Annotated in this window: 16 protein-coding genes; 9 read left to right on the top strand and 7 right to left on the bottom strand. The window is 64.5% G+C overall.

Annotated elements, in window-relative coordinates; translation table 11 throughout:
- Together fdhF and HF916_RS44120 are read left to right on the top strand one after the other, a co-directional pair.
- A complete protein-coding gene (gene fdhF / locus HF916_RS44115) occupies positions 1–2,946 on the top strand; it encodes a formate dehydrogenase subunit alpha (protein ID WP_168794901.1) in 2,946 nt (981 codons plus the stop codon).
- An 8-nt stretch (positions 2,947–2,954) separates the two neighbouring features.
- On the top strand, positions 2,955–3,206 hold the full coding sequence (locus tag HF916_RS44120) for a formate dehydrogenase subunit delta (protein ID WP_168794902.1): 252 nt from the start codon (positions 2,955–2,957) through the stop codon (positions 3,204–3,206).
- A gap of 208 nt (positions 3,207–3,414) precedes the next feature.
- Here the strand turns inward: HF916_RS44120 and HF916_RS44125 are convergent, their stop codons facing one another.
- From HF916_RS44125 to HF916_RS44135, 3 genes are all read right to left on the bottom strand, one after another.
- A complete protein-coding gene (locus HF916_RS44125) occupies positions 3,415–5,139 on the bottom strand; it encodes an FAD-dependent monooxygenase (protein WP_168794903.1) in 1,725 nt (574 codons plus the stop codon).
- Between the two features lie 147 nt (positions 5,140–5,286).
- Positions 5,287–6,366 (bottom strand): cation diffusion facilitator family transporter, encoded by a 1,080-nt coding sequence (locus tag HF916_RS44130; protein WP_168794904.1) that lies wholly within the window; start codon positions 6,364–6,366, stop codon positions 5,287–5,289.
- Positions 6,363–6,755 carry an ArsR/SmtB family transcription factor gene (locus HF916_RS44135; RefSeq protein WP_431311443.1) on the bottom strand — a complete coding sequence of 131 codons (393 nt, stop codon included), beginning with the start codon at positions 6,753–6,755 and terminating at the stop codon, positions 6,363–6,365. The genes HF916_RS44130 and HF916_RS44135 overlap by 4 nt, the downstream gene beginning before the upstream one ends.
- Positions 6,756–6,859: 104 nt before the next feature.
- Between HF916_RS44135 and HF916_RS44140 the strand changes: the two genes are divergently transcribed.
- The gene (locus HF916_RS44140; RefSeq protein WP_168794906.1) at positions 6,860–8,707 is read left to right on the top strand and encodes a tetratricopeptide repeat protein; all 1,848 of its coding nucleotides are present in this window, start codon (positions 6,860–6,862) and stop codon (positions 8,705–8,707) included.
- Between the two features lie 112 nt (positions 8,708–8,819).
- Here HF916_RS44140 and HF916_RS44145 read toward each other — a convergent pair whose 3' ends face one another.
- On the bottom strand, positions 8,820–10,121 hold the full coding sequence (locus tag HF916_RS44145; protein ID WP_168794907.1) for an MFS transporter: 1,302 nt from the start codon (positions 10,119–10,121) through the stop codon (positions 8,820–8,822).
- 304 nt (positions 10,122–10,425) lie between these two features.
- Here HF916_RS44145 and HF916_RS44150 point away from each other — a divergent pair, with 304 nt between their 5' ends.
- Together HF916_RS44150 and HF916_RS44155 are read left to right on the top strand one after the other, a co-directional pair.
- Entirely contained in the window at positions 10,426–10,950 is a 525-nt protein-coding gene (locus tag HF916_RS44150) for a GNAT family N-acetyltransferase (protein ID WP_168794908.1), read from the top strand.
- Between the two features lie 305 nt (positions 10,951–11,255).
- On the top strand, positions 11,256–12,368 hold the full coding sequence (locus HF916_RS44155) for a hypothetical protein (RefSeq protein ID WP_168794909.1): 1,113 nt from the start codon (positions 11,256–11,258) through the stop codon (positions 12,366–12,368).
- A gap of 87 nt (positions 12,369–12,455) precedes the next feature.
- On the opposite strand, the gene HF916_RS44160 is transcribed toward HF916_RS44155, so the two are convergent.
- From HF916_RS44160 to HF916_RS44170, 3 genes are all read right to left on the bottom strand, one after another.
- On the bottom strand, positions 12,456–13,181 hold the full coding sequence (locus tag HF916_RS44160; RefSeq protein ID WP_168794910.1) for a DUF2968 domain-containing protein: 726 nt from the start codon (positions 13,179–13,181) through the stop codon (positions 12,456–12,458).
- A 518-nt stretch (positions 13,182–13,699) separates the two neighbouring features.
- Complete coding sequence (locus HF916_RS44165; RefSeq protein ID WP_168794911.1) at positions 13,700–15,199, bottom strand: gamma-glutamyl-gamma-aminobutyrate hydrolase family protein; 1,500 nt, start codon at positions 15,197–15,199, stop codon at positions 13,700–13,702.
- A 151-nt stretch (positions 15,200–15,350) separates the two neighbouring features.
- On the bottom strand, positions 15,351–17,108 hold the full coding sequence (locus HF916_RS44170; RefSeq protein ID WP_168794912.1) for a cation:proton antiporter: 1,758 nt from the start codon (positions 17,106–17,108) through the stop codon (positions 15,351–15,353).
- Between the two features lie 206 nt (positions 17,109–17,314).
- Between HF916_RS44170 and HF916_RS44175 the strand changes: the two genes are divergently transcribed.
- The 4 genes from HF916_RS44175 (at position 17,315) to HF916_RS44190 (ending at position 21,566) form a co-directional block, all read left to right on the top strand.
- A complete protein-coding gene (locus tag HF916_RS44175) occupies positions 17,315–18,001 on the top strand; it encodes a DUF2848 domain-containing protein (RefSeq protein WP_168794913.1) in 687 nt (228 codons plus the stop codon).
- Positions 18,002–18,008: 7 nt separating this feature from the next.
- Positions 18,009–19,358 carry an MFS transporter gene (locus HF916_RS44180; RefSeq protein WP_168794914.1) on the top strand — a complete coding sequence of 450 codons (1,350 nt, stop codon included), beginning with the start codon at positions 18,009–18,011 and terminating at the stop codon, positions 19,356–19,358.
- 72 nt (positions 19,359–19,430) lie between these two features.
- Positions 19,431–20,111, top strand: a complete 681-nt coding sequence (locus tag HF916_RS44185) for a GntR family transcriptional regulator (protein WP_168794915.1) — start codon at positions 19,431–19,433, stop codon at positions 20,109–20,111.
- Between the two features lie 75 nt (positions 20,112–20,186).
- A complete protein-coding gene (locus HF916_RS44190; RefSeq protein ID WP_168794916.1) occupies positions 20,187–21,566 on the top strand; it encodes an amidase in 1,380 nt (459 codons plus the stop codon).
- Positions 21,567–21,577: the final 11 nt, after the last annotated feature.

Consider the following 21,577-nt stretch of genomic DNA (forward strand, 5'->3'; position numbering starts at 1 on the left):
ATGTCCGACCTGCTCAACTCCCCTTCCGGCGGCTGCGGCTCAGGCAACTGCGCATGCAAGGCGCAAGCGCAGCAGCGCGCGACCCGCTCGTTTCTCGACGACACCGATTTCGGCACGCCCGAGCGTCACGCCGATGTCGACATCACGCTGGAAATCGACGGCCAGTCCATCACCGTTCCCGCCGGCACCTCCGTGATGCGTGCCGCCGTCGAAGCGGGCGTCAACGTGCCGAAGCTCTGCGCGACCGATTCGCTGGAACCGTTCGGCTCGTGCCGTTTGTGTCTGGTGGAAATCGAAGGCAAGCGCGGCTATCCCGCCTCGTGCACGACGCCGGTCGAAGCCGGCATGAAGGTCCGCACGCAAACCGATCGTCTGCAGTCGCTGCGTCGCAACGTGATGGAGTTGTATATCTCCGATCACCCGCTCGACTGCCTCACCTGCCCCGCCAACGGCGACTGCGAATTGCAGGACATGGCGGGCGTCACGGGCTTGCGCGAAGTGCGCTACGGCTTCGACGGCGCGAATCATCTGAAGGACAAGAAAGACGAGTCGAATCCGTACTTCACTTACGACGCGTCGAAGTGCATCGTCTGCAATCGCTGCGTGCGCGCGTGCGAAGAAACGCAAGGCACGTTCGCGTTGACCATCGCCGGGCGTGGTTTCGAATCGCGCGTGGCGGCCAGCGAAAACGTGCCGTTCATGGAATCGGAATGCGTATCGTGCGGCGCGTGCGTCGCCGCGTGCCCGACCGCGACCTTGCAGGAAAAGACCGTCATCATGCTCGGCCAGGCCGAACATTCGGTCGTCACCACCTGCGCGTATTGCGGCGTCGGCTGCTCGCTCAAGGCGGAGATGAAGGGCAACGAGGTCGTGCGCATGGTCCCGCATAAGAACGGCCAGGCCAACGAAGGCCACGCCTGCGTGAAGGGCCGCTTTGCCTGGGGCTACGCGACGCACAAGGACCGCATTACCAAGCCAATGATCCGCGCGAAGATCACCGATCCGTGGCGCGAAGTCAGTTGGGAAGAAGCGCTCACGTATGCGGCGTCCGAATTTCGCCGCATTCAGGCCAAGCACGGGCGCGATTCGATCGGCGGTATCACGTCGTCGCGCTGCACGAACGAAGAAACGTATCTGGTGCAAAAGCTCGTGCGCGCCGCGTTCGGCAACAACAACGTCGACACCTGCGCGCGCGTGTGCCACTCGCCGACCGGTTATGGACTGAAGGCCACGCTCGGCGAATCGGCGGGCACGCAGACGTTCGCCTCGGTCGACAAAGCCGACGTGATCATGGTGATCGGCGCGAATCCGACCGACGGTCATCCGGTGTTCGGCTCGCGTCTGAAACGCCGTGTGCGCGAAGGCGCGAAGCTGATCGTCGTGGATCCGCGCCGGATCGATATCGTCGATACGCCACACGTGAAGGCGTCGCATCATCTGCAATTGCGGCCGGGCACCAACGTGGCCGTCGTGAATGCACTGGCGCATGTGATCGTCACCGAAGGCCTCGTGAACGAAGCGTTCATCGCCGAGCGCTGCGAAACGCGCGCGTTCGAGCAATGGCGCGATTTCGTCGCGCTGCCGGAGAACGCGCCGGAATCGACCGAAGCGCTGACCGGCGTGCCGGCTCAATCGGTGCGTGAAGCCGCCCGCATCTATGCGACCGGCGGCAACGCCGCGATCTACTACGGCCTCGGCGTCACCGAACACGCGCAAGGTTCGACGATGGTGATGGGCATCGCCAACCTCGCGATGGCGACCGGCAACATCGGTCGCGAAGGCGTGGGCGTGAATCCGCTGCGCGGCCAGAACAACGTGCAAGGTTCGTGCGACATGGGCTCGTTCCCGCACGAACTGCCGGGCTATCGCCACATCAGCGACACGGTCACGCGCACGCTGTTCGAAGAAGCCTGGAACGTCACGCTGCAACCGGAGCCGGGCCTGCGCATTCCGAACATGTTCGACGCCGCCGTGCATGGCACCTTCAAGGGTCTGTATTGCCAGGGCGAAGACATCGTGCAGTCGGATCCGAATACGCATCACGTGTCGGCCGCGCTGTCGTCGATGGAATGCATCGTCGTGCAGGACATTTTCCTGAACGAGACCGCCAAGTACGCGCACGTGCTGCTGCCCGGTTCGTCGTTCCTCGAAAAGGACGGCACGTTCACCAACGCGGAGCGCCGCATCTCGCGCGTGCGCAAGGTCATGCCGCCGGTGCCGGGTTACGCCGACTGGGAAGTCACGGTAATGCTCTCGCGCGCGCTCGGCTATGAAATGGACTACTCGCATCCGTCGCAGATCATGGACGAGATCGCGCGTCTCACGCCGACGTTCCACGGCGTCTCGTACAGGAAACTCGACGAGATGGGCAGCATCCAGTGGCCTTGCAACGACGATGCGCCGGACGGCACGCCGACCATGCACATCGACACCTTCGTGCGCGGCAAGGGCAAGTTCGTGATCACGAAGTTCATCGCGACGCCCGAGAAAGTCACCCGCAAATTTCCGATGCTGCTCACCACGGGCCGTATCCTGTCGCAATACAACGTGGGCGCGCAAACGCGCCGCACCGAGAACTCGCGCTGGCACGACGAGGATCGGCTGGAAATCCATCCGCACGATGCCGAAGAGCGCGGCATCAAGACCGACGACTGGGTCGGCATCGAATCGCGCGCGGGACAAACCGTGTTGCGCGCGAAGGTGACCGAGCGCATGCAGCCGGGCGTCGTCTATACGACGTTCCACTTCCCTGAATCGGGCGCGAACGTGATCACCACCGATAGCTCGGATTGGGCGACCAACTGTCCGGAGTACAAGGTGACCGCGGTGCAGGTGATGCCGGTCGAACAGCCGTCGCAATGGCAGAAAGACTATTCGCGTTTCAACACCGAACAACTCGATCTGCTGAAGCAGCGCGAGTTGGCCAACGCGACATCGGGCAAGTGAGGCCGGGCATGGACAATCAGAACCTGATCGACATGGCCAACCGGATCGGCGACTTTTTCGATTCGATGCCGGACCGCGAGGAAGCGCTCGCCGGCATCGCCGACCATATCCGCCGTTTCTGGGAGCCGCGCATGCGGCGCGCGCTGCTGGCTTCGCTCGATGAACCGGATGCGGGCGGCATTGAGATGTCTGCGATCGTCGAGGAAGCGCTCGTTAAACATCGCGAGCAACTAACACCGGCCGCGCCTTCGACGGTGTAGCCGGGCGGCGGCTGTGACGGCGTGAGCCGGGCCGCGTGCTCGAGTGCGTGAGCGGGTCGTACCAATCTCGGTGTAACCACGCGGCAATTGCGACGGCGTGACCAGGCCGCAAGCTCAAGTGCGCAACCCCGGTCGCGCCAGCCCGCTGCAATAAGGTTCCGCCCGCGGCGCCATCTACTCAACGCTTGCGCCACTCAGGCGGCCCACGTCACAGGGCCGCCTGCTCCGGTATCTCGCCGCTCACCGTGAACCACGCTTCGCAATGCCGCAACAGGCCGTGCAGATCGGAGCCGGTGCGCCCGCGCGCACTGATGTAGCCGTCCGGCCGCACCAGATAGAACGACGGCCGCGTGCGCCCATACGATTCGGAGAGCGCCGGGGCGCCATCGCCGTTGGTATCCGTGATGCGCCAGATGCGCACCGCGCCCGGCAGCAATCTCTCGACTTCCGCCGCCACGCGCTCCATTTCCGCGTCCGGCGGCGGCGCATGCTTCGCCGCGGGATCGAGCGGCGTTTCGTCGACGGGCAGCGGCGGCACCAGCAGGAACAGCGAAAAGAAGGCCGGGTCGTGCAGATCGAAAATGCAGCCGACGCCGGGCGCGCGGCCAAGCGGTCCGTCCACCACATGCACCAGCGCATCGGGCGCGCGCTCGCCGGCACGCGGTCCGCCGTCGAGCACGCGTTCGAGCGTCAGCGGACTGCGCCGGTACTGGATCGACAACTCGCTGATGGTGGCGCGCGCGGCATCGCGCAGCGGGCCCAGCGCGGCGAGTACCGGCATCACGCGTTCGCGCAGCAGCTTGAGCGGTCCGTGGTCGGCCTCGGCCATATGCGTGATGAAACCGGTCTGCCGCAGCACGTCACGTTCGATCGGATGACGTTCGAGGTGATAGGTATCGAGCAGGCGGTCCGGCGCCGCGTTCTTCAAGACACGCGCCAGCTTCCAGCCGAGATTGAACGCTTCCTGAATGCCGGTGTTCATGCCTTGCGCGCCGGCTGGGCTGTGCACATGCGCGGCGTCGCCCGCGAGAAAGATGCGGCCGACGCGCAGCCGGTCCACCATGCGGCTATTCAGATGAAAATACGAGGACCACGCCAGGTCCGACACGTCGACCCGCTCGCGCACGCGCCGCGCGATCAACGCCTTGCATTCCTCGAGCGACGGCGGCGGCACCGTGTTCAGCGGCGGCTCGCCCAGCACAGCGGGCGTCGCGGACGGCGCAACCGCGGCAGGCTCGACGGCATGATCCGCGATCAGACGATGCCGGCCGTGGCCCATCGGAAACAGCGCCACCAGACCTTCGCCTGACGCGAAGATATGAAACTCGTCTTCGGGCCAATCGGTTTCGGCGTGCAGATCGGCGAGCAGGAAAGTCTGCTCGAAGGTCTTGCCTTCGAAGCTCAGACCCAGCCGGTGACGGATCGTGCTGTGCGCACCGTCGGCGGCGATCATGTACGACGGACGCATCGTCTCCGTGTGACCGTCCGCGCGGCGCAACGTCACTTGAATGCTGGCGGAGCCTTGCGCGAACATCGTCAGCTCGACGCCGCGCTCGACCGTCACGCCGAGCGTCGCGAGATGCTCCGTCAGCAATCGCTCGGTCACGGACTGGTCGAGAAACAGCAGATACGGATAGCGCGTGTGGAGTGGATCGAAATCGAGTTGCGCGAGACGCATGCCGTTCGAAAACAGATTGGCGATGCGCGCGCGATGGCCGAGTTCGAGAAACGGTTCGACCAGCCGATGCTGCTCGAGCAACTCGAGCGTGCGCGCCTGGATGCCGATGGCCCGCGAATACGGGTTCGGTTGCATGGCTTTGTCGATCAGACGCACGGGGATGTGGGCACGCGCCAGACTCATCGCCGCGGCGAGCCCGGTGGGGCCGGCACCGACGATCAGCACCGGCGACGCATCGTTTGCGGCAGCGTCCATGCGGAACTCCGGAAACAACAATGCGTTCTAGTGTACGCCCGGAGGAAGTCGCCCTGGAGCGCCGCCGGCAACCCGCTGACGGTGCGCTGCATCAATCACGCGATTGGCCCGGGCTTGCTATGGGCTTGCTGCGCGTTCCAGTTTGCCTCAATGCGCGTGCGGCGCGTGATCCATTGCGCACCGATGGTTCGTGGTGCCGAGGTCGACCTGCAGCGTCGCGTGCTGCATCGAAAAGCGTTCGCGCAGTATGACGACGATGCCGTCGAGCGACTCGTCGCCGGGGTGGCCGGCCGGCATCACCAGATGCGCGCTGAGCGCATTGCCAGTGGTCGACAGAGCCCACACGTGCAGATCGTGCACATCGACGACGCCGGGCTGCCCCGCCAGATAGTCGCGGATACTTTGCAGATCGACGCCGGGCGGCACGGCGTCGAGCGCGAGGCGCACCGAATCGCGTAACAGGCCCCACGTGCCGACCACCACGACCGCCACCACGAGCAGGCTCATCACCGGGTCGAGCCACGTCCAGTTGGTATAGAGAATCACGAGGCCGCTCACCGCGACCGCCGCCGAGATGCCGGCATCCGCCGCCATATGCAGGAAGGCGCCGCGAATGTTCAGATCTTCCTTCTGCCCGCGCATGAAAAGCCACGCGGACATCCCGTTGACCACCACGCCGATCGTTGCGACGACGAACACCGCGAACCCCGCCACCGGCGCAGGATTCATCAGCCGTCCGATAGCTTCGGCGACGATCACGCCGCACGCGAACAGCAGCAGCCCGGCATTGACGAGCGACGCGAGGATCGACGAGCTGCCGTAACCGAACGTGTAGCGCGCCGACGGGCGACGCGTGGCGAGCCAGGCGGCGCCCCAGGCGAGCAGCAGGCCGAGGACGTCGGAGAGATTGTGGCCGGCGTCGGCGAGCAGCGCGGTGGAATGGGCGAGCACACCGTAGACGGCTTGCGCGATCACGATGGTGATGTTCAACACGACCGCGAGCGCGAACGCGCGGCCGTGGCCTGCGACGGGAGCGTGGGCGTGGTGGTGGCCGGCGTGGCCGTGGGCGTGACTGTGACCGCTGTGACTGTGGTTGTGCCCACTGTGGCTGTCGCCGCTTTCACTGTGGCTGTGGGTGCCGTGCGCCTGACCGACTTGGTCAGGGTGGCCCGGAGTGTAATCGTGACGGTCTGCCGCGGCTGCGTTCGGAGTATCCGGTTTCTTCATGAGGGGTCCAGTGGGTCATCGCCGGCCGGTTCGGCCACGTGTTCGAGCATGCCGGCCAGCATCGCGCTGATATGGCGGTCGGCGGCGAGATAGAAGACCTGCTTGCCCTGCCGCTCCGCGCGCACGATCCGCGCCGCGCGAAGCAGCCGCAAATGATGGCTCACCAGCGACGACGACAAACCCAGCGCCTCTGCAATCGCCCCGACGGCGCGCCGCTCGTCGACGCACGCCAGCACGATGCGCAAGCGCGTGGGGTCGCCGAGGAGGCGAAACAGGTCGGCCAGCGGCACGATGGTGTCGACCGAGCGGTCGTCAAAGCTCGCAAGCGACGCAGTAGAAGCAAGGGAAGAAGCCATGGCAGGCGGCGTTGCGGGAGAACATATGAACATGTATTCATATGTTATAGATATTGAGACAACCGGTCAAATCGGAGCGCGGTCCGGCGAGTGTGGGAAAATGCGGCCTCTGCCTCACCCGAATGCCATCCCCCGTCATGCAACCTGTATTTGACCGCGCTTTCGCGGCGCATCGTGACGGCCGCCTCGACGACGCCGAACGCGGCTACCGCGCGACGCTCGACGGCAATCCCGCGCACGTCGATGCGTTGCACCTGCTGGGCGTCCTGCGCCACCAGCAGGGCCAGCACGCCGAAGCCGCCGAACTCGTGCGGCGTGCGGTGAACCTGCGTCCGGAAGACGCCGCGCTGCAACTGAACCTGGGCAACGCGCTGAAAGCGCTGGGCCAGATCGACAACGCCATCGAACAGTTTCGCAATGCGCTGACGCTCGCGCCGTCGTTCCCGATGGCGCACTACAACCTGGGCAATGCCTACGCCGCCGCGGGCCGTCATGAAGACGCCGCCGATGCGTTCGAGAAATCGTTGCGGCTGCAACCGGACGACGCTTCGTCGCATAACAACCTCGGCAACGCGCTGCACGCGCTCGGACGCCACACGGAAGCCATCGCCGCGTTCCGGCGCACGCTCGAACTGCGTCCCGGTCACGCCGGCGCGCTCAATAACATGGGCATGTCGCTGAACGCGCTCGGTCGCGCGGAAGAAGCGATCCCGTGTTTCCAGACGGCGTTGGCGGCCGAGCCGCGCTTCGTCGCCGCGCACTTCAATCTCGCCAACACGTTCGACGCCACCGGCCGCCATGCCGAAGCGGTCGCATCGTTCAGGGCGGCGCTGGGCTTGCAGCCGAACCTGCCGCCGGCGATCTTCGGCATGGGCAACGCGCTCGCGGCATTGGGACACCACGCCGAGGCGCTGCCGTATCTCGAACGCGCCGTCGGTCTCGATCCGCAATTCGCGCTCGCGTGGTTGAGTCTGGGCACCGCGCACCAGGCGCTGGGCGCGCATGGTGCCGCCGTGCGTGCTCTGGATCAGGCGCTGCGTCTGCGCCCCGACCTCGCCTCCGCACACATGAACCGCGCGCTCGCGTGGCTCGCGCTGCGCGATTTCGCACGTGGACTGCCGGAGTACGAATGGCGGTTGCAAACCATGGCACAGCCGGTGATCCAGACGCTGCCGCGCTGGCACGGCGAGCCGATCGCCCAACGTACGCTGCTGGTCCATGCCGAGCAGGGTTTCGGCGACACGCTGCAATTCGTGCGCTTCGTCCCGCTGGTCGCACAGCGCGCGGCGCGCGTGGTGCTCGAAGTGCAGCCGCAACTGCTGCCCTTGCTGGCCCCTGCCGCGCAAGCCTGGCGCGTGACGCTGATCGCTCAGGGCACGCCGCGTCCCGCCGCCGATCTGCAATGCCCGCTGCTGAGCCTGCCGCTCGCACTCGGCACGACCTTCGACACCATTCCGGACCGCACGCCCTACCTCAGCGTGCCGCCCGCCTATGGCCGCAAATGGCGCGGCTCGCTCGGCGGCCAGGCGAAGCGCAAGATCGGCATCGCGTGGTCGGGACGCATCCAGCAAAACGAAACGCGTTCGATGCCGCTCGCCGCGCTCGATCCGCTGTTCGCACTCGAAGGCATCGACTGGATCGTGCTGCAGCCTGAGTTGAGCGCCGACGAACGCGTGGCGCTCGACGCGCATCCGCGCGCGGCGTCGATTCATCGCTTCGACAAGCGGATCGGCGACTTCGCCGACACGGCGGCGATCATCGAACGGCTCGACGCGGTGGTGTCGATCGATACGTCCATCGCGCACGTTGCCGGCGCGCTGCGCAAGCCACTGTGGTTGATGCTGCCGTTCGCGGCGGATTGGCGCTGGTTTGCGGGCGAGACACGCAGCCCCTGGTATCCGGGTGCGACGCTGGTGCGTCAGCCGCAACCCGGCGCGTGGGGCGACGTCGTCGAGGCCGTGGCGAATGAATTGCGCAAGGGCTAGCGCGCACGCAGCGCGGCGAAATCAGCCGTCACCGCCGTGCAAAAAACAAAACCCCGCGTTCGTGAGAACGCGGGGTTTTTTACTTGCCCGAACGAATGGTGACCGGTGAAGCTCACGCCGTCCGATACTGATTGCGCGCTTCCGGCGTGCGATACAGCACCAACGTCGCGATCAATCCGCAAATCGCCGCCACACCCAGGAACAGACCCGGTGCCGCCTTGTTGCCGGTAGAGTGAATCAGCAACGTCGAGATCGCCGGCGTGAAGCCGCCGATTGTCGTGGCGAGGCTGTAGGCGAGTGAGAACCCGGCGGTCCGTACTTCGACCGGCATGACTTCGGTCAGCGCTACGACCATCGCGCCGTTATAGCTGCCGTACAGGAACGACAGCCACAGTTCGACCGCGAGGAGACGCGCGAACGACGGCTCCGCCACCAGCCACTGCAGCGCAGGATACGCGGTGATGATGGTCAGGATCGTGAACACCAGCAGCACCGGACGCCGGCCGATACGGTCGGACAGCGCACCCGCGAGCGGCAGCCAGATCAGATTCGACAGACCGATACAGACCGTGACGACGAGCGTATCGATCGACGACAGTTTGAGCACTTCCTTGCCGAAGGTCGGCGTGTACGCCGTGATCATGTAGAACGACACGGTGGTCATGATCACCATACCCATGCCGCCAAGCACGATGCCCCAGTTCGCGGCCATCGTCTTCATGATCTCGCCCATCTTCGGATGGTGCTTGCGCGCCTTGAATTCCTCGGTCTCCTGCAACGAACGACGGATCAGGAACAGGAACGGCACGATCAGGCAGCCGATCAGGAACGGCACGCGCCAGCCCCAGGCGTTCATCTGGTCAGCCGGCAACATCTTGTTCAGGAACACGCCGATCAACGCGGCGAACACCACGGCGACCTGCTGGCTACCCGACTGCCACGCGCAGTAAAAGCCCTTGTTGCCCTTGGTGGCGATCTCCGACAGATACACCGACACGCCGCCGAGTTCGACCCCAGCGGAGAAACCTTGCAACAGCCGGCCGCCCAGAACGAGCACTGGCGCCAGCAAGCCGATCGTCGCGTAACCGGGAATCGACGCGACCGTGAGCGTACCGAGCGCCATCAAGCCGAGGGTGAGGATCAGGCCTTTGCGCCGGCCGTGATGATCGATGTACGCGCCGAGGACGATCGCGCCGAGCGGCCGCATCAGGAAGCCCGCGCCGAACACCGACAGCGACAGCATCAACGAGGCGAATTCATTGCCGCTTGGAAAGTAGGTCTTGGCGATCGCCGAAGCGTAATAGCCATAAACCATGAAGTCGTACATCTCAAGAAAGTTGCCGCTGACAACGCGGAAGACTGTCTTGACTTTGGATTCTTGCGATGTGGAAGTAGCGTGTGTCGCAGTAGACATGACATTCTCTGATGAGCCTGTCGCCACGCAGGAATCGGTGACGGCAGGCAGTTGAAACGATCCACTGCGTTCGGCAAGCGGATGCCTCGGACGGCTACAAGAGAACGCGCCCGGGGGGGCGCTGCATTTTCATGCTGAAAGCACTGCCACGGTATCAGGGTAAACGTTGTGAATCATGTGGCGTCCGCTCCACGTAATGTTACCGTTGAAGTCGCTGTCGCGAAATGCATACAGTTTCCTTACACTGGATGGCCGGTCGTCGCGGTAACATCTGCAGTCAGGCATTCCGTTGATTACTACCCCGATGCGAACCACCTCCGCTCTTTCGCTGCGCCCCGCGACTCTCGCGGATGCCGCGCTCATTGCTTCGATCCACAGCATCAGTTGGCAGGCCACCTATCGCAGCCTGTTGCCCGACGCATTTCTCGACGGCGAAGTCACGCGCGAGCGCGCAGCCTATTGGGAAGCGCGCCTGAGCGCGCCCGGCGGCGAACGCCGCATCGTACAGGTCGCCGAACTCGCAGGCGAGCCGGCGGGTTTTGTCTGCGTCGAGCGTCAACCCGAGTCCGCGTGGGGCGTGCTGCTCGATAACCTGCACACGCTGCCGGACTATCAGGGCATCGGAGTCGGCAAGCTGCTGATGCATGCCGCCAAGGACTGGGCTCGCGCGCAGGGCGAGGCGCAACTCTATCTGTACGTGCTCGAAGGGAATACGCCGGCAATCGGCTTCTATGAGCGGCAAGGCTGGCAGTTCGTCGGCGCCGAACCGGATCATATGGGCGGCGTGGATATTACGGCGTTGCGCTACGTCTACAGGCTCGATCGATAGGACAAGCGCGGCCCGCTTGATCGGTGTCGAGGCCTGACTCAAGCGAAGACAATTCGACATATCCATTCGGAAATTTCCGCACTCCAACTCGACTGCATCCAGGTACCATCCTCCGCACCCCTACGGCTTCACTGAGTGACACGCCCATGCGCCCGTGTGCTTGTCCAGAGCACAACGCGGGTGCTCGGCGTCGACGTACGGCCTGCATGTCTGGCGTTTCACGCGCATCGCACCGAGGCCTGAGTCCCCGCAGATTCCCGGGACCGCCGAGCGGCGGCCCCTTTAAGAGGCGCTGGAAACGACCGATGTCCACCATTCCTTTCACCCCGATCCAGGGCTATCTGGCCATGCCGCGCCTGCGTCCGCTCGGTCATGTGCCGGCGTCCTTCGGCCGGGACTGGGCACTGCTTCCGCCCGGCTACAGTTTGCGGGCGGAACTCAAGGCACTCTACGCAGCCATGCTGCGCACGTTCTGCATGAGCGATCAGGCCATTCGCTCGCTTTGCCGATGGTCGCCGTCGGACGAACGGCGCGCGACTGCGGCGCCGGCTCCGGTCTTTGAAAAGCCATTCGACGCTGCCACGCAAATGGCTGCGGCAGATGCGGCCGTCCCGCCGGTTCCACTGCATGCGTATGCGGCGACGTCGCGCGGGTCTGGCCATCATTGGAGTGCGGTGGCAGGCGGCGCCTGCGTGCTCGGCGGCGCTGCGATGCTCGGGTGGATCGGGTTCGATCATCTGATGCATCGTAACGCGGCCACTCATATGGATTTCGCGGGCAAGGTTTCGGGCAAGCGCGACTCGCAGTCGGCGAAACCTCAGCCACCGGCCGCAGTCACCGCTCGCGCGGTGGATAAAGCCGCGGCAAGCACGTCTGCGGCAGTCGCGGCATCAACGCCCGCGCTCTCGAGCGCGGCGTCTGGGTTCGCACCTGCATCCCGTTCCGCGGCGGCGTCGGTGTCGATGCCTGCTTCGAACGCAGCATCCACAGTGCGCTTCGCTTCGGCGCATGTCTTCGCCGATAAGACCGTCTCACATCGCCGTGAGCTCGTTCGCGAGGAAAGCCGCAAGCAACTCGAACAAATTCACCCGCGCACCGCGCGTTTCGTCGTCGCAAACCAACCGTCGCACGCAACGGCTATTGCCGGTGAGGTGACACCTGGCGCGATCCCGAAGGTCGCAGCAAATGCGTCGCCAAAGTCGTCGGCTGCCGGGCCCTATTCGCCGCTCGCTCCGGCTCGACTCGGCGTTGACGAATACGCGGGCGTAACAATGTCCGCTGCGACACACGTCCGCGATATTGCGCCGACGCCGCGCACCGGCTCGTCAAACAATTCGTCCAGCACCAGCGGGACCGAATGGATGAACCATCTTTCACACCGACGCGTGACCGATGTTCCGGATCAATTTGCGAAGTAAGCACGACGCAACCGCATCGAGGTGGCGTAGTACAAAAAAGCCCGGCCATTCACACACGAATGGCCGGGCTTTTTTACGTTCATGCATTTACTTCTGAATCGGCAATCCCATTTCGGTTTGCCGCTGCAGTTGCATCACTTGGCCCTGCACCTGGCGCAGCTGCGCCTGCACCCTTTCCTTGTCCGCGTGCAGCGCGGCCGCTTCGCCTTGCGTTTGACGTTGATAGTCGTTGACCTTGGCCTGCTGCGTGCGAGCCACGTCGAGATCGGCTTGCAGGCGTTTCGCGCGATCTTCGGACATTGCAATGACGTCTTCGATGTACGCCTTCTGCGCCTGCAACTGTGTGCGGCGAATTTCGACATCCGCGAGTTGCGCTGTCTGCTGGGCAAAACCCGCATAGATCGCTTCCGCGCGCGCCATGTCCTCGGACTTGATCACCCGCCAGAAATGCTTGTCCTGAAATAACGCGACGTAGTACGTCATTTCCCGCGGATGGAAAAACAGACTGGCGCCGTAACTGCCGTTATACGTAGTGCGCAGTTCGCTCAGCTTCGCGTCGTGAATCATCTGCATCAGCTCGGCGACATTGCCTTGCGCATCGTTGGCCGTGGCCGGCGTGGCCGACGTGGTTGATGCCGCGTTGCGCAGCGCGTCGGCGACAGGCTGCGGCGTCAGGGTATTGATGGCCGGCCGTGTGCCGACCAGCGGCACGGCCTCGTCGCCTTGCGCGGCCAGCACGAAACCGCCCTGCTGCAATAGCGCACACGAGGTCGCGAGCAGCATGGCGCGCCGTACTATTAAGGGGTACTTCATACGTGCATGCTCCATGCGAATCCAAAACAGCCGCAGATTATCGCGCGGATTCGCCTTTAAGCGAAGCATTCAAACGTCACACGGATAGACTTTAAATCGAGATAAATGGCTAACGAATGATTTGATCAAGTCAGTGCTCCATCGCGAAAAAAACGAGTGCGGATAAGACGAAAACGCGACGTTCCACCTCATGCGGATAACGCTGAATTTACGTTAGAGTTGTACGAATTCGGCCGTAAGCGGATTCGCAATAGGAAGATAGAGTGCCTGGTAGTGAGATACGCGCACCTCAGTCAACAAAAACTCGCATTCCTGATTATCTATCTCGATAACGAGATGTCTGCGACTGCGAAAAATAGAAATGCCGCATGCATCGGCAGGCCGATGCAAAAGTCGAGCGAAAAATGAATCAGTAAAACAGCAAGAGAAAAACACAAGAGGCGCACCATTGCAAACCGCAGCGGTGCGCCTCCAACAAACTACGTACTCGACCACCCCGCCTCGCCAGCCGCCGCGTCTTAAAACCGCGTCTCGCGCGCCACACGCAGGAACGTATCGAGCAACGGCGTGCAGTCGAGCAACTCCGGGCCGCCCGCGCGATGAAACTCCGGGTGCCATTGCACACCCATCACGAACGGCGCGCGCCGGTAGCGCACGGCTTCGATGATGCCATCCGACGCCGACACCGCTTCGATATTGAGATCGCGGCCGAGCGTCTTGACCGCCTGGTGGTGAATCGAATTGACGATCGCATCGCGCCGGCCCGGGAACATGTTGGCGAGCGTCGAACCGTCCGGGAAATGAATCCCGTGCCGATGCTGATCGTAGTTCTCGTTGACGTGCGTGCCCGCGGTCGGCACATCGGTGGCGATGTCCTGATACAAGGTCCCGCCGAACGCCACGTTGATCAGTTGACAGCCGCGGCACACGCCGAGCACCGGCTTGCCCGACTCGACGAACTCATGCAGCAGTTCGAGTTCGTACATGTCGCGCACGCGGTCGCCGGGCCACTCGTGGCTGCTCGCCTGTTCCGCGTAGGACTGCGGCGAGACGTCGGCACCGCCTTGCAACAGCAGACCGTCGAGGTGCTTCGCGTAATCACGCAAACGGATATTGCTCGGATGCAGCATGCCCTGATGACCGACCGTCGGAATCATGAACACCAGCACGTCGCGCGACATCACCCAGTGCGCGATCGATTCCTCGAGGTACTGCAAGGTCTTGCCGCGCAGCCCCTTCGCACCCGGCTCGGGATGGAAGATGCGCGCCGACACGCCGATGCGCAGCGTGCGTTGCGTGATCCGCTGGCCCGCGCGATCGAAAATCTGGCGCGCGCGCGCCGCGACGATGCGGCCGAACACGGTCCACGCCGAATCGTTTTGCTTCAGATAACGCGGCGGCGACGGCGGCAATGCGTTGGGCGGCGGCGGGTTCGACGCGGTGAAGTCAGGCGCCGCGCCGAAGCCGGGCGGCGGCGAGCCCGCGCGACGCTCGGTGGAGGCCGGGACCTCTTCGTTCACGGTAACGTCTTCAACGGAGCTAACCAGCCCGCCGTCCACGGGCTCGCTGCTCCCGACAGTCGGCGGCGGTCTCATTGCATGGACGCCGGCGCGGCGCGCTTCGTGTTCATGAACGGCCGCTTCCTGCTTCGCGGTGGATGCCGCAGCCGAGCTGCGTGCTTCAGCCGCGTCGCGCTGCCGCGCCCTTTGCGGATCGGTGGGCGTGACCGCCGACGAGCTGTCGGGATCGTCCGTCGACGATCGCACGGCGGCTTCTTCGGCAGCCGGCGTCGCGGTGGACGCAGCGGGCGTTGGGGTGGATGAAACATCCGGCGGCGTCACATCCTTGATCGGCGACTGGATGGCATCTTCGTGCGAGAGGGGCAGCGAGGCCGCCAGATCGAGCGGCACGGAGCCAACTGTCGACGCGCCGGGCGTAATGCCGGACGGCGCAGGCGACGCCGAAGGCGACGTGGGGTTGCCGGGCTTGCCAGCATTTTCAGGTTTGTTTTCGCTCATGACAGTCAGACAGGCGCCTTCCACGCGAACGAATGAATATGCCCTGATTATCCGCTAGCGGGCCAAGCGCCGCAAACCCGCACACAATTGCTCACATTGTTGCGGGCGGCCCCGTGGAGCCCGAGCTGGAGAACCGCGAGGCAAGTCTGACTTAAGGATCCGGCTGCTCCTCGAAAGTCTCACGCAAGGCGATCTGCATGGCCGCGTGGATTTTCACGCACCAGCGCCACACCAGCGCCAGCAGCAACGCGGCGCAAACCAGCACCGCGGCGAGCAGACCGGTCGGCGGCAAAATGCCGCCGGAAAGCGCCGCGACCAGCAGAAACACGCCGACCATCGAGACCACCGGCACCAGGTCGGAAATCGCGTAACGGATCGCGCTCGTAAAGCGCCCGGCCGTCGCCGGTTGCACGCTGACCTCGGCGAGCAGCAAGGCTAGCGACTTGAGCTTGCGATACACGGCCACCAGAAACGGCATCGATACGACCAGCGCGACGCTCCATAACACCACGCGCTGCATCGGCTCGGAACTTAACCAATGCGCGAGCCACGCGCTGGTATAAGGCGCGCTGTACGACACGATCAGAAAAATCGCGGCGACCAGTGCCAGATTGACGGCGATCTGCAGAATGATCCGTCGCGTCATGCTGAACAGCGTGGGTTCACCGCTCCCCGTGCTCAAGCTACGCAGCCATTGCCCGTACATGCCGAATACGTTCGCGAGCGTGCGTGGCATCGCCTGACCGAGGCGCTGCGTCAGCGGGTCGGCCGCGCGGATCAGATACGGCGTGAATAGCGTGGTCAATGCGGACACCGCCACCGCGATCGGATACAGAAACGCGCTCGTCACTTTGAGCGTCAAACCGAGCGACGCGATGATGAACGAGAACTCGCCGATCTGCGAAACGGTCATGCCGACGCGCATCGCCGTGCGTCCGTCCTTGCCGGCGAGAAAGGTGCCGAGCCCGCACGACACGATCTTGCCGACGATCACCGCCACCGTGATCACCGCGATCGGCCACGCGTAGTCGACCAGCACGGCCGGATTCAGCATCAAGCCGATCGTCACGAAGAAGATCGCGGAAAACGCATCGCGCAGCGGCGCGATCAGATGCTCGATCCGATGCAGATGACGCGATTCGGCCATGATCGCGCCGATCAGGAATGCGCCGAGCGCGATGCTGTAGTCGAGCTTCACGACCAGCAGACAGAAACCGAAGCAGAACCCGAGCACGGAGACGAGCAGCATCTCGTCGCTCTTCGCGCGCGCCACGTAGTTCAAGGCACGCGGCACGACCAGAATGCCGACCACCAGCGACACCGTCATGAACAGCAGCAGCTTGCCGAGCGTGACCATGGCGACGCCCGCGCTCAACTGCCCCGTCTGCGCAATGCCCGACAGCAGCACCAGCATCGCGATGGCGAGAATGTCCTCGACGATCAGAATGCCGAACACCAGTTGCGCGAAACTCTCGCGTTTCAGGCCGAGTTCGGAGAGCGCCTTGACGATGATGGTGGTCGACGAGATGGCGAGGATCGCGCCGAGAAACAGCGAATCCATCGAATTCCAGCCGAACGCGCTGCCGATCTCGTAACCGAGCCACAGCATCAGCACGATCTCGGAGAGCGCCGCGACGATCGCCGTCGCGCCGACCTTGAAGAGCTTGCGCAGACTGAATTCAAGCCCGAGCGAAAACATCAGGAACACCACGCCGAGTTCGCCGAGCGTCTGGATGGTCTGCTCGTCGTGGATCAACTGGAACGGCGGCGTGTACGGCCCGATGATCACACCGGCCGCGATGTAGCCGAGCACCACCGGCTGTTTCAGGCGATGGAACAGCACGGTGACGACGCCGGCGAGCGCCATCACGACCGCCAGGTCCTGAATGAAGCCGATGCCATGGTGCATGGATGCGTTCCTTACAAAAAGTAATCTCGAAAACGCAGTTTAACAAACGATGGCGACAACCCGCCTCGCGTCAACGTTCGAAGGGCGTTGGATTGCCGTCATGCCGCCCATTCCGTCCGCGCCGCTCGGAAGAATGTTTTTGACACGCTGGACTCCTGTGAAATATCACAATAATATTTGCAGCATATTTCCTTTGGAGTCGAGCAATGCAGCAGGTGTCCTTCAACGTTGTAGACCGTTCCGGCGGCAGCCGCGCCGAGATTGCCGAGGTGAACCGTCTGACCATTGCCGGTTGGGCCGGGCGCGATCAGGCCGCGATCGAGCATCACATTGCCGAACTGGCCGAACTCGGCGTGAAGCGGCCGTCCACCACGCCGTGCTTCTACCGCCTCGGCGCGGAACTGCTGACGCAGGCCGAACAGATCGACGTGGTCGGCGTGAAGTCGAGCGGCGAAGCCGAGTGCGTGCTGGTGCAGACAAAGACGGGCTTGCTCGTCACCGTCGGTTCGGATCACACCGACCGCGAAGTCGAGGCCTACGGCGTGACTGTCTCCAAACAGGTCTGTCCGAAGCCGGTGGCGCGCGACGCCTGGCGCTTCGACGAAGTGTGCGGCCACTGGGATCAGCTGGAATTGCGCGCTTACGCGGTGACCAACGGCGAGCGGCGCGTCTATCAGCAAGGCAGCGTGGCATCGTTGCTGCCGGCCGCCGATCTGCTCACGCGCGCGCCGCTCGCGCAAGACGCGGCGATGTTCTGCGGCACGCTGGCGGTACAGGGCGGCATCGTCGGCATGGCCGACGGCGACGCGCTCGAGCTCGAATTGCACGATCCCATCCTGAACCGCACGCTGCGCCACGCCTATCGCGTGCGCGCGCTACCTATCGTCGAATGAGGCATTCATGAGCTCCCCTTCGCTATCCGCCGCCGACGCGTCTTCCGACGCGTGGCTTGAAGCCGCCGCCCTGCGCAAGATCACCTGGCGCATCATGCCGTTCCTGTTTCTCGTCTACGTGCTGTCGTATCTGGACCGCGTCAACATCGGTTACGCGAAGCTGCAGTTCACCGGCGACCTCGGCCTATCGAACGCGGCGTACGGACTCGGCGCGGGGATCTTTTTCTTAGGCTACTTCGTGTTCGAAGTGCCGAGCAATCTGCTGCTCAAGAAATTCGGCGCGCGCGCCACGATCGCCCGCATCACGATGCTGTGGGGACTGCTGTCGTGTCTGATGATGTTCGTGCGCTCGGAAACGATGTTCTACGTGCTGCGCTTTTTCCTCGGCGTCGCCGAAGCCGGGCTGGTGCCGGGCGTGGTGCTCTATTTGACCTTCTGGTTTCCGTCCGACCGGCGCGCGCGCATGGTCGCCGTGTTCATGGCGGCGATTCCCGTGGCCGGCATCATCGGCGCGCCGCTGTCGGGCTTTCTGATGTCGTCGCTGCATGAAGCGCACGGCTTGCGCGGCTGGCAGTGGATGTTCCTGATCGAAGGCATTCCGTCGATTCTCGCCGGCTTCTGGGCGCTCGCCGTGCTGCGCAACACGCCCGCCGAAGCCGCCTGGCTCAGCGACGACGAAAAGCGCGTAATTCTCGGCCGTCTCGCGCGGGAAAACACCGCGGCTATGGCGGCCGGTGCGGAACATAGCCTCGCGGTGGCATTGCGCTCGGGCCGCTTCTGGCTGCTCACACTGGTCTACTTCTGCCTCATCACCGGCAATGCGGGCTTCTCGTTCTGGCTGCCGCAGATCGTCAAGGATCTCGGCGTCACGAACCTCGTCACCAATGGTTTCGTCACCGCGATTCCGTATCTGGCGGCGGGCATCGGCATGATCCTGATCGGGCGCTCGTCGGACCTCACCGGCGAACGGCGCTGGCACTATGCCGTGTGCTGCTTCATCGGCGCGGCGGGGTTGCTCGGCAGCGCCTCGGTGACCAACTCGATTCCGCTCGCCGTCACCGGTTTGTCGATTGCGTATATCGGCATTCTCGCGGGCTTCGGCATCTTCTGGTCGATGTCGACGACTTTCCTGCAAGGCTCAGCCGCGGTCGCCGGGATCGCCGTGATCAACTCGATTGCGAACCTCGCGGGGTATGTGAGCCCGTATGTGCTCGGCATCGTCAAGGACGCGACGCATAGCGTGACGTTCGGGCTCGTGCTGATCGCGGGGGCGCTGATCGTCGGCGGGCTGGTCACGCTGATGATGCCGCGCGTCAAAGTGCAGCATGCGGCGGCGGTTTCGCCGAGCCGCGCCTGAGCCCGACCCTCGCCGCCGTCCACGCAAAACCTTGCTCTACAATGCGGACGACATCGCCCGCTTCCACTTCACATGACGCTTTTGCAGACTGCCCGCCCTTCCACGCCCGCCCGCGCGACCGCCGCCGCGAGTCTCGCCGAGCAGGCGTATGCGTTCGTCAAGCGCGAGATCATCACCATGCGCCTGCGTCCGAGCGAGCTGCTCAACGAAGCGGAACTGATGGTGCTGACCGGCATCGGCAGGACGCCGGTTCATCAGGCGCTGCACCGGCTGGTGCACGAAGGCATGCTGACCATCATGCCGCGCAAGGGCATCATGGTCCGCCCGGTTTCGCTCGACGACGTGCTGGCGATTATCGACGTGCGCCTCGTCAACGAAAGCTACTGCGTCGAGCTGGCCGCGCGCCACGCGCAACAGCACGACTACGACGCGATGCAGGCGCTGCTGGACCGCTCGGCCGTGTGCGTCGCCGCGCACGATATCGAAGGCATGATGGATATCGACCGCGAGTTTCATCTGGCGATCTCGGCCGCCTCGCGCAACCCGGTGCTGGCCGACATCCTGCGCGGGCTGCACGAGCGCTCGCTGCGCTTCTGGTTCATTTCGCTCTCCGAGCCGCATCATCTGGAAGACGTGCACGAGGAACATCTCGAACTGTTTGGCCTGCTGCGCGAACGCGACGCCGAAGGCGCGCGCCAATCCGTGCAAAAACATATCGAAGCGTTCCGCGCCACACTCTTCAATCGCATTTGATCGATCGCATTCAAGCCTGTACATCCAAGCTCACTGACCGGCTTCGCCGGGTTCAACCGGATTTCTACCGACATCATGGCCACTGAATTCACGCCCTTTCCGCCGCTAGCCCAACTTGCCGCCGACCTCGCCGCCGGACGCACCACGAGCCGCGCGCTCGTCGAGACCGCGCTCGAACGGATCGCCGATCCGGCCGGCCAGGGCGCCGCCGTCTTCATGCACGTCGACGCCGACAGCGCCCGCGCCGCCGCCGACGCGCACGACCGTCTGCGCGCCGCCGGCACCGTGCTTTCGCCGCTCGCCGGGATTCCGGTGTCGGTCAAGGACCTGTTCGATATCGAAGGCCAGCCGACCCGCGCCGGTTCAGCGGTGCTCGCCGACGCCCCCGCCGCCAAGGCGGACGCCGTCGCGGTCGCGCGTTTGAAGCGGGCGGGCGCGGTGATCGTCGGCCGGACCAATATGAGCGAGTTCGCGTTTTCCGGACTTGGCCTGAACCCGCACTACGGCAATCCGCTGTCGCCGTACCAGCGCGGCGTAAAAGGCGATGAGCGGATTTCGGGCGGCTCGTCGTCGGGCGCGGCGGCTTCCGTCGCGGACGGCATGGCGGCCATCGCGCTCGGCACCGACACCGGCGGCTCGATCCGCATTCCCGCGGCGCTGTGCGGCCTGACCGGCTTCAAGCCGACCGCCGATCGGATTCCCAAACAGGGTGGCGTGCCGCTTTCGTCGACCCTCGATTCGTTCGGGCCGATCGGCGTGTCCGTGGCCTGCTGCGCGTTGATCGACCGCATGCTGGCCGGGCTCGAGCCGCGCATTCCGGCCGCCCGTCCGCTCGAAGGCGTGCGCCTCGGCGTGCTGACCAACTTCGTCACGGACGGCGTCGAACCGGCGGTCGCCGCGGCAATCGACACCGCCCTCAAGCATCTCGAAGCGGCCGGCGCGATCGTCAGCGAAGTGCGTTTTGCGCCGCTCGACCGTTTGCCGGAAATCAACCGCTTCGGCTTTTCGCCGATCGAGGCGTACGCGTGGCATCGGCCGTTGCTGGAGAAGCATCGCGACCAATACGATCCGCGCGTGCTGGTGCGCATTCTCAAGGGCCAGCCGGCCAGCGCCGCCGACTATCTGGACCTGCTCGCCGAACGCGAGGCCATGCTCGCCGAAGCCGCCCGCACGCTGTGGCAGCGTTTCGACGCGGTCGTGGCGCCCACGGTGCCGGTGGTGCCGCCGCGCGTCGCCGATCTGGTCGACGACGATGACGCCTTTGGCTGCACCAACGCGTTGATCCTGCGCAATCCGAGCGTGTTCAACTTCCTCGACACCTGCGCGCTGTCGCTGCCGTGCCATCTGCGCGGCGACGCGCCGGTCGGCCTGATGCTGGCCGGCGCGCCGCACGCCGACGACGCCCTGCTGGCCATCGGCCGCGGCGCCGAAGCGGTGCTCAAGGCGATTCGCTGATCGAGGCGCTG

It is taken from the genome of Paraburkholderia aromaticivorans, assembly GCF_012689525.1.
Classification (GTDB): Bacteria; Pseudomonadota; Gammaproteobacteria; order Burkholderiales; family Burkholderiaceae; genus Paraburkholderia; species Paraburkholderia aromaticivorans_A.

Coding starts and splice junctions, on each gene's coding strand:
- HF916_RS44125 (WP_168794903.1), bottom strand. CDS start 5,139: ATGGACGCTGCCGCAAACGATGCGTCGCCGGTGCTGATCGTCGGTGCC.
- HF916_RS44175 (WP_168794913.1), top strand. CDS start 17,315: ATGCAGCAGGTGTCCTTCAACGTTGTAGACCGTTCCGGCGGCAGCCGC.
- HF916_RS44120 (WP_168794902.1), top strand. CDS start 2,955: ATGGACAATCAGAACCTGATCGACATGGCCAACCGGATCGGCGACTTT.
- HF916_RS44140 (WP_168794906.1), top strand. CDS start 6,860: ATGCAACCTGTATTTGACCGCGCTTTCGCGGCGCATCGTGACGGCCGC.
- HF916_RS44185 (WP_168794915.1), top strand. CDS start 19,431: ATGACGCTTTTGCAGACTGCCCGCCCTTCCACGCCCGCCCGCGCGACC.
- HF916_RS44180 (WP_168794914.1), top strand. CDS start 18,009: ATGAGCTCCCCTTCGCTATCCGCCGCCGACGCGTCTTCCGACGCGTGG.
- HF916_RS44170 (WP_168794912.1), bottom strand. CDS start 17,108: ATGCACCATGGCATCGGCTTCATTCAGGACCTGGCGGTCGTGATGGCG.
- HF916_RS44190 (WP_168794916.1), top strand. CDS start 20,187: ATGGCCACTGAATTCACGCCCTTTCCGCCGCTAGCCCAACTTGCCGCC.
- HF916_RS44130 (WP_168794904.1), bottom strand. CDS start 6,366: ATGAAGAAACCGGATACTCCGAACGCAGCCGCGGCAGACCGTCACGAT.
- HF916_RS44165 (WP_168794911.1), bottom strand. CDS start 15,199: ATGAGCGAAAACAAACCTGAAAATGCTGGCAAGCCCGGCAACCCCACG.
- HF916_RS44145 (WP_168794907.1), bottom strand. CDS start 10,121: ATGTCTACTGCGACACACGCTACTTCCACATCGCAAGAATCCAAAGTC.
- HF916_RS44150 (WP_168794908.1), top strand. CDS start 10,426: ATGCGAACCACCTCCGCTCTTTCGCTGCGCCCCGCGACTCTCGCGGAT.
- HF916_RS44135 (WP_431311443.1), bottom strand. CDS start 6,755: ATGTTCATATGTTCTCCCGCAACGCCGCCTGCCATGGCTTCTTCCCTT.
- HF916_RS44160 (WP_168794910.1), bottom strand. CDS start 13,181: ATGAAGTACCCCTTAATAGTACGGCGCGCCATGCTGCTCGCGACCTCG.
- HF916_RS44155 (WP_168794909.1), top strand. CDS start 11,256: ATGTCCACCATTCCTTTCACCCCGATCCAGGGCTATCTGGCCATGCCG.
- fdhF (WP_168794901.1), top strand. CDS start 1: ATGTCCGACCTGCTCAACTCCCCTTCCGGCGGCTGCGGCTCAGGCAAC.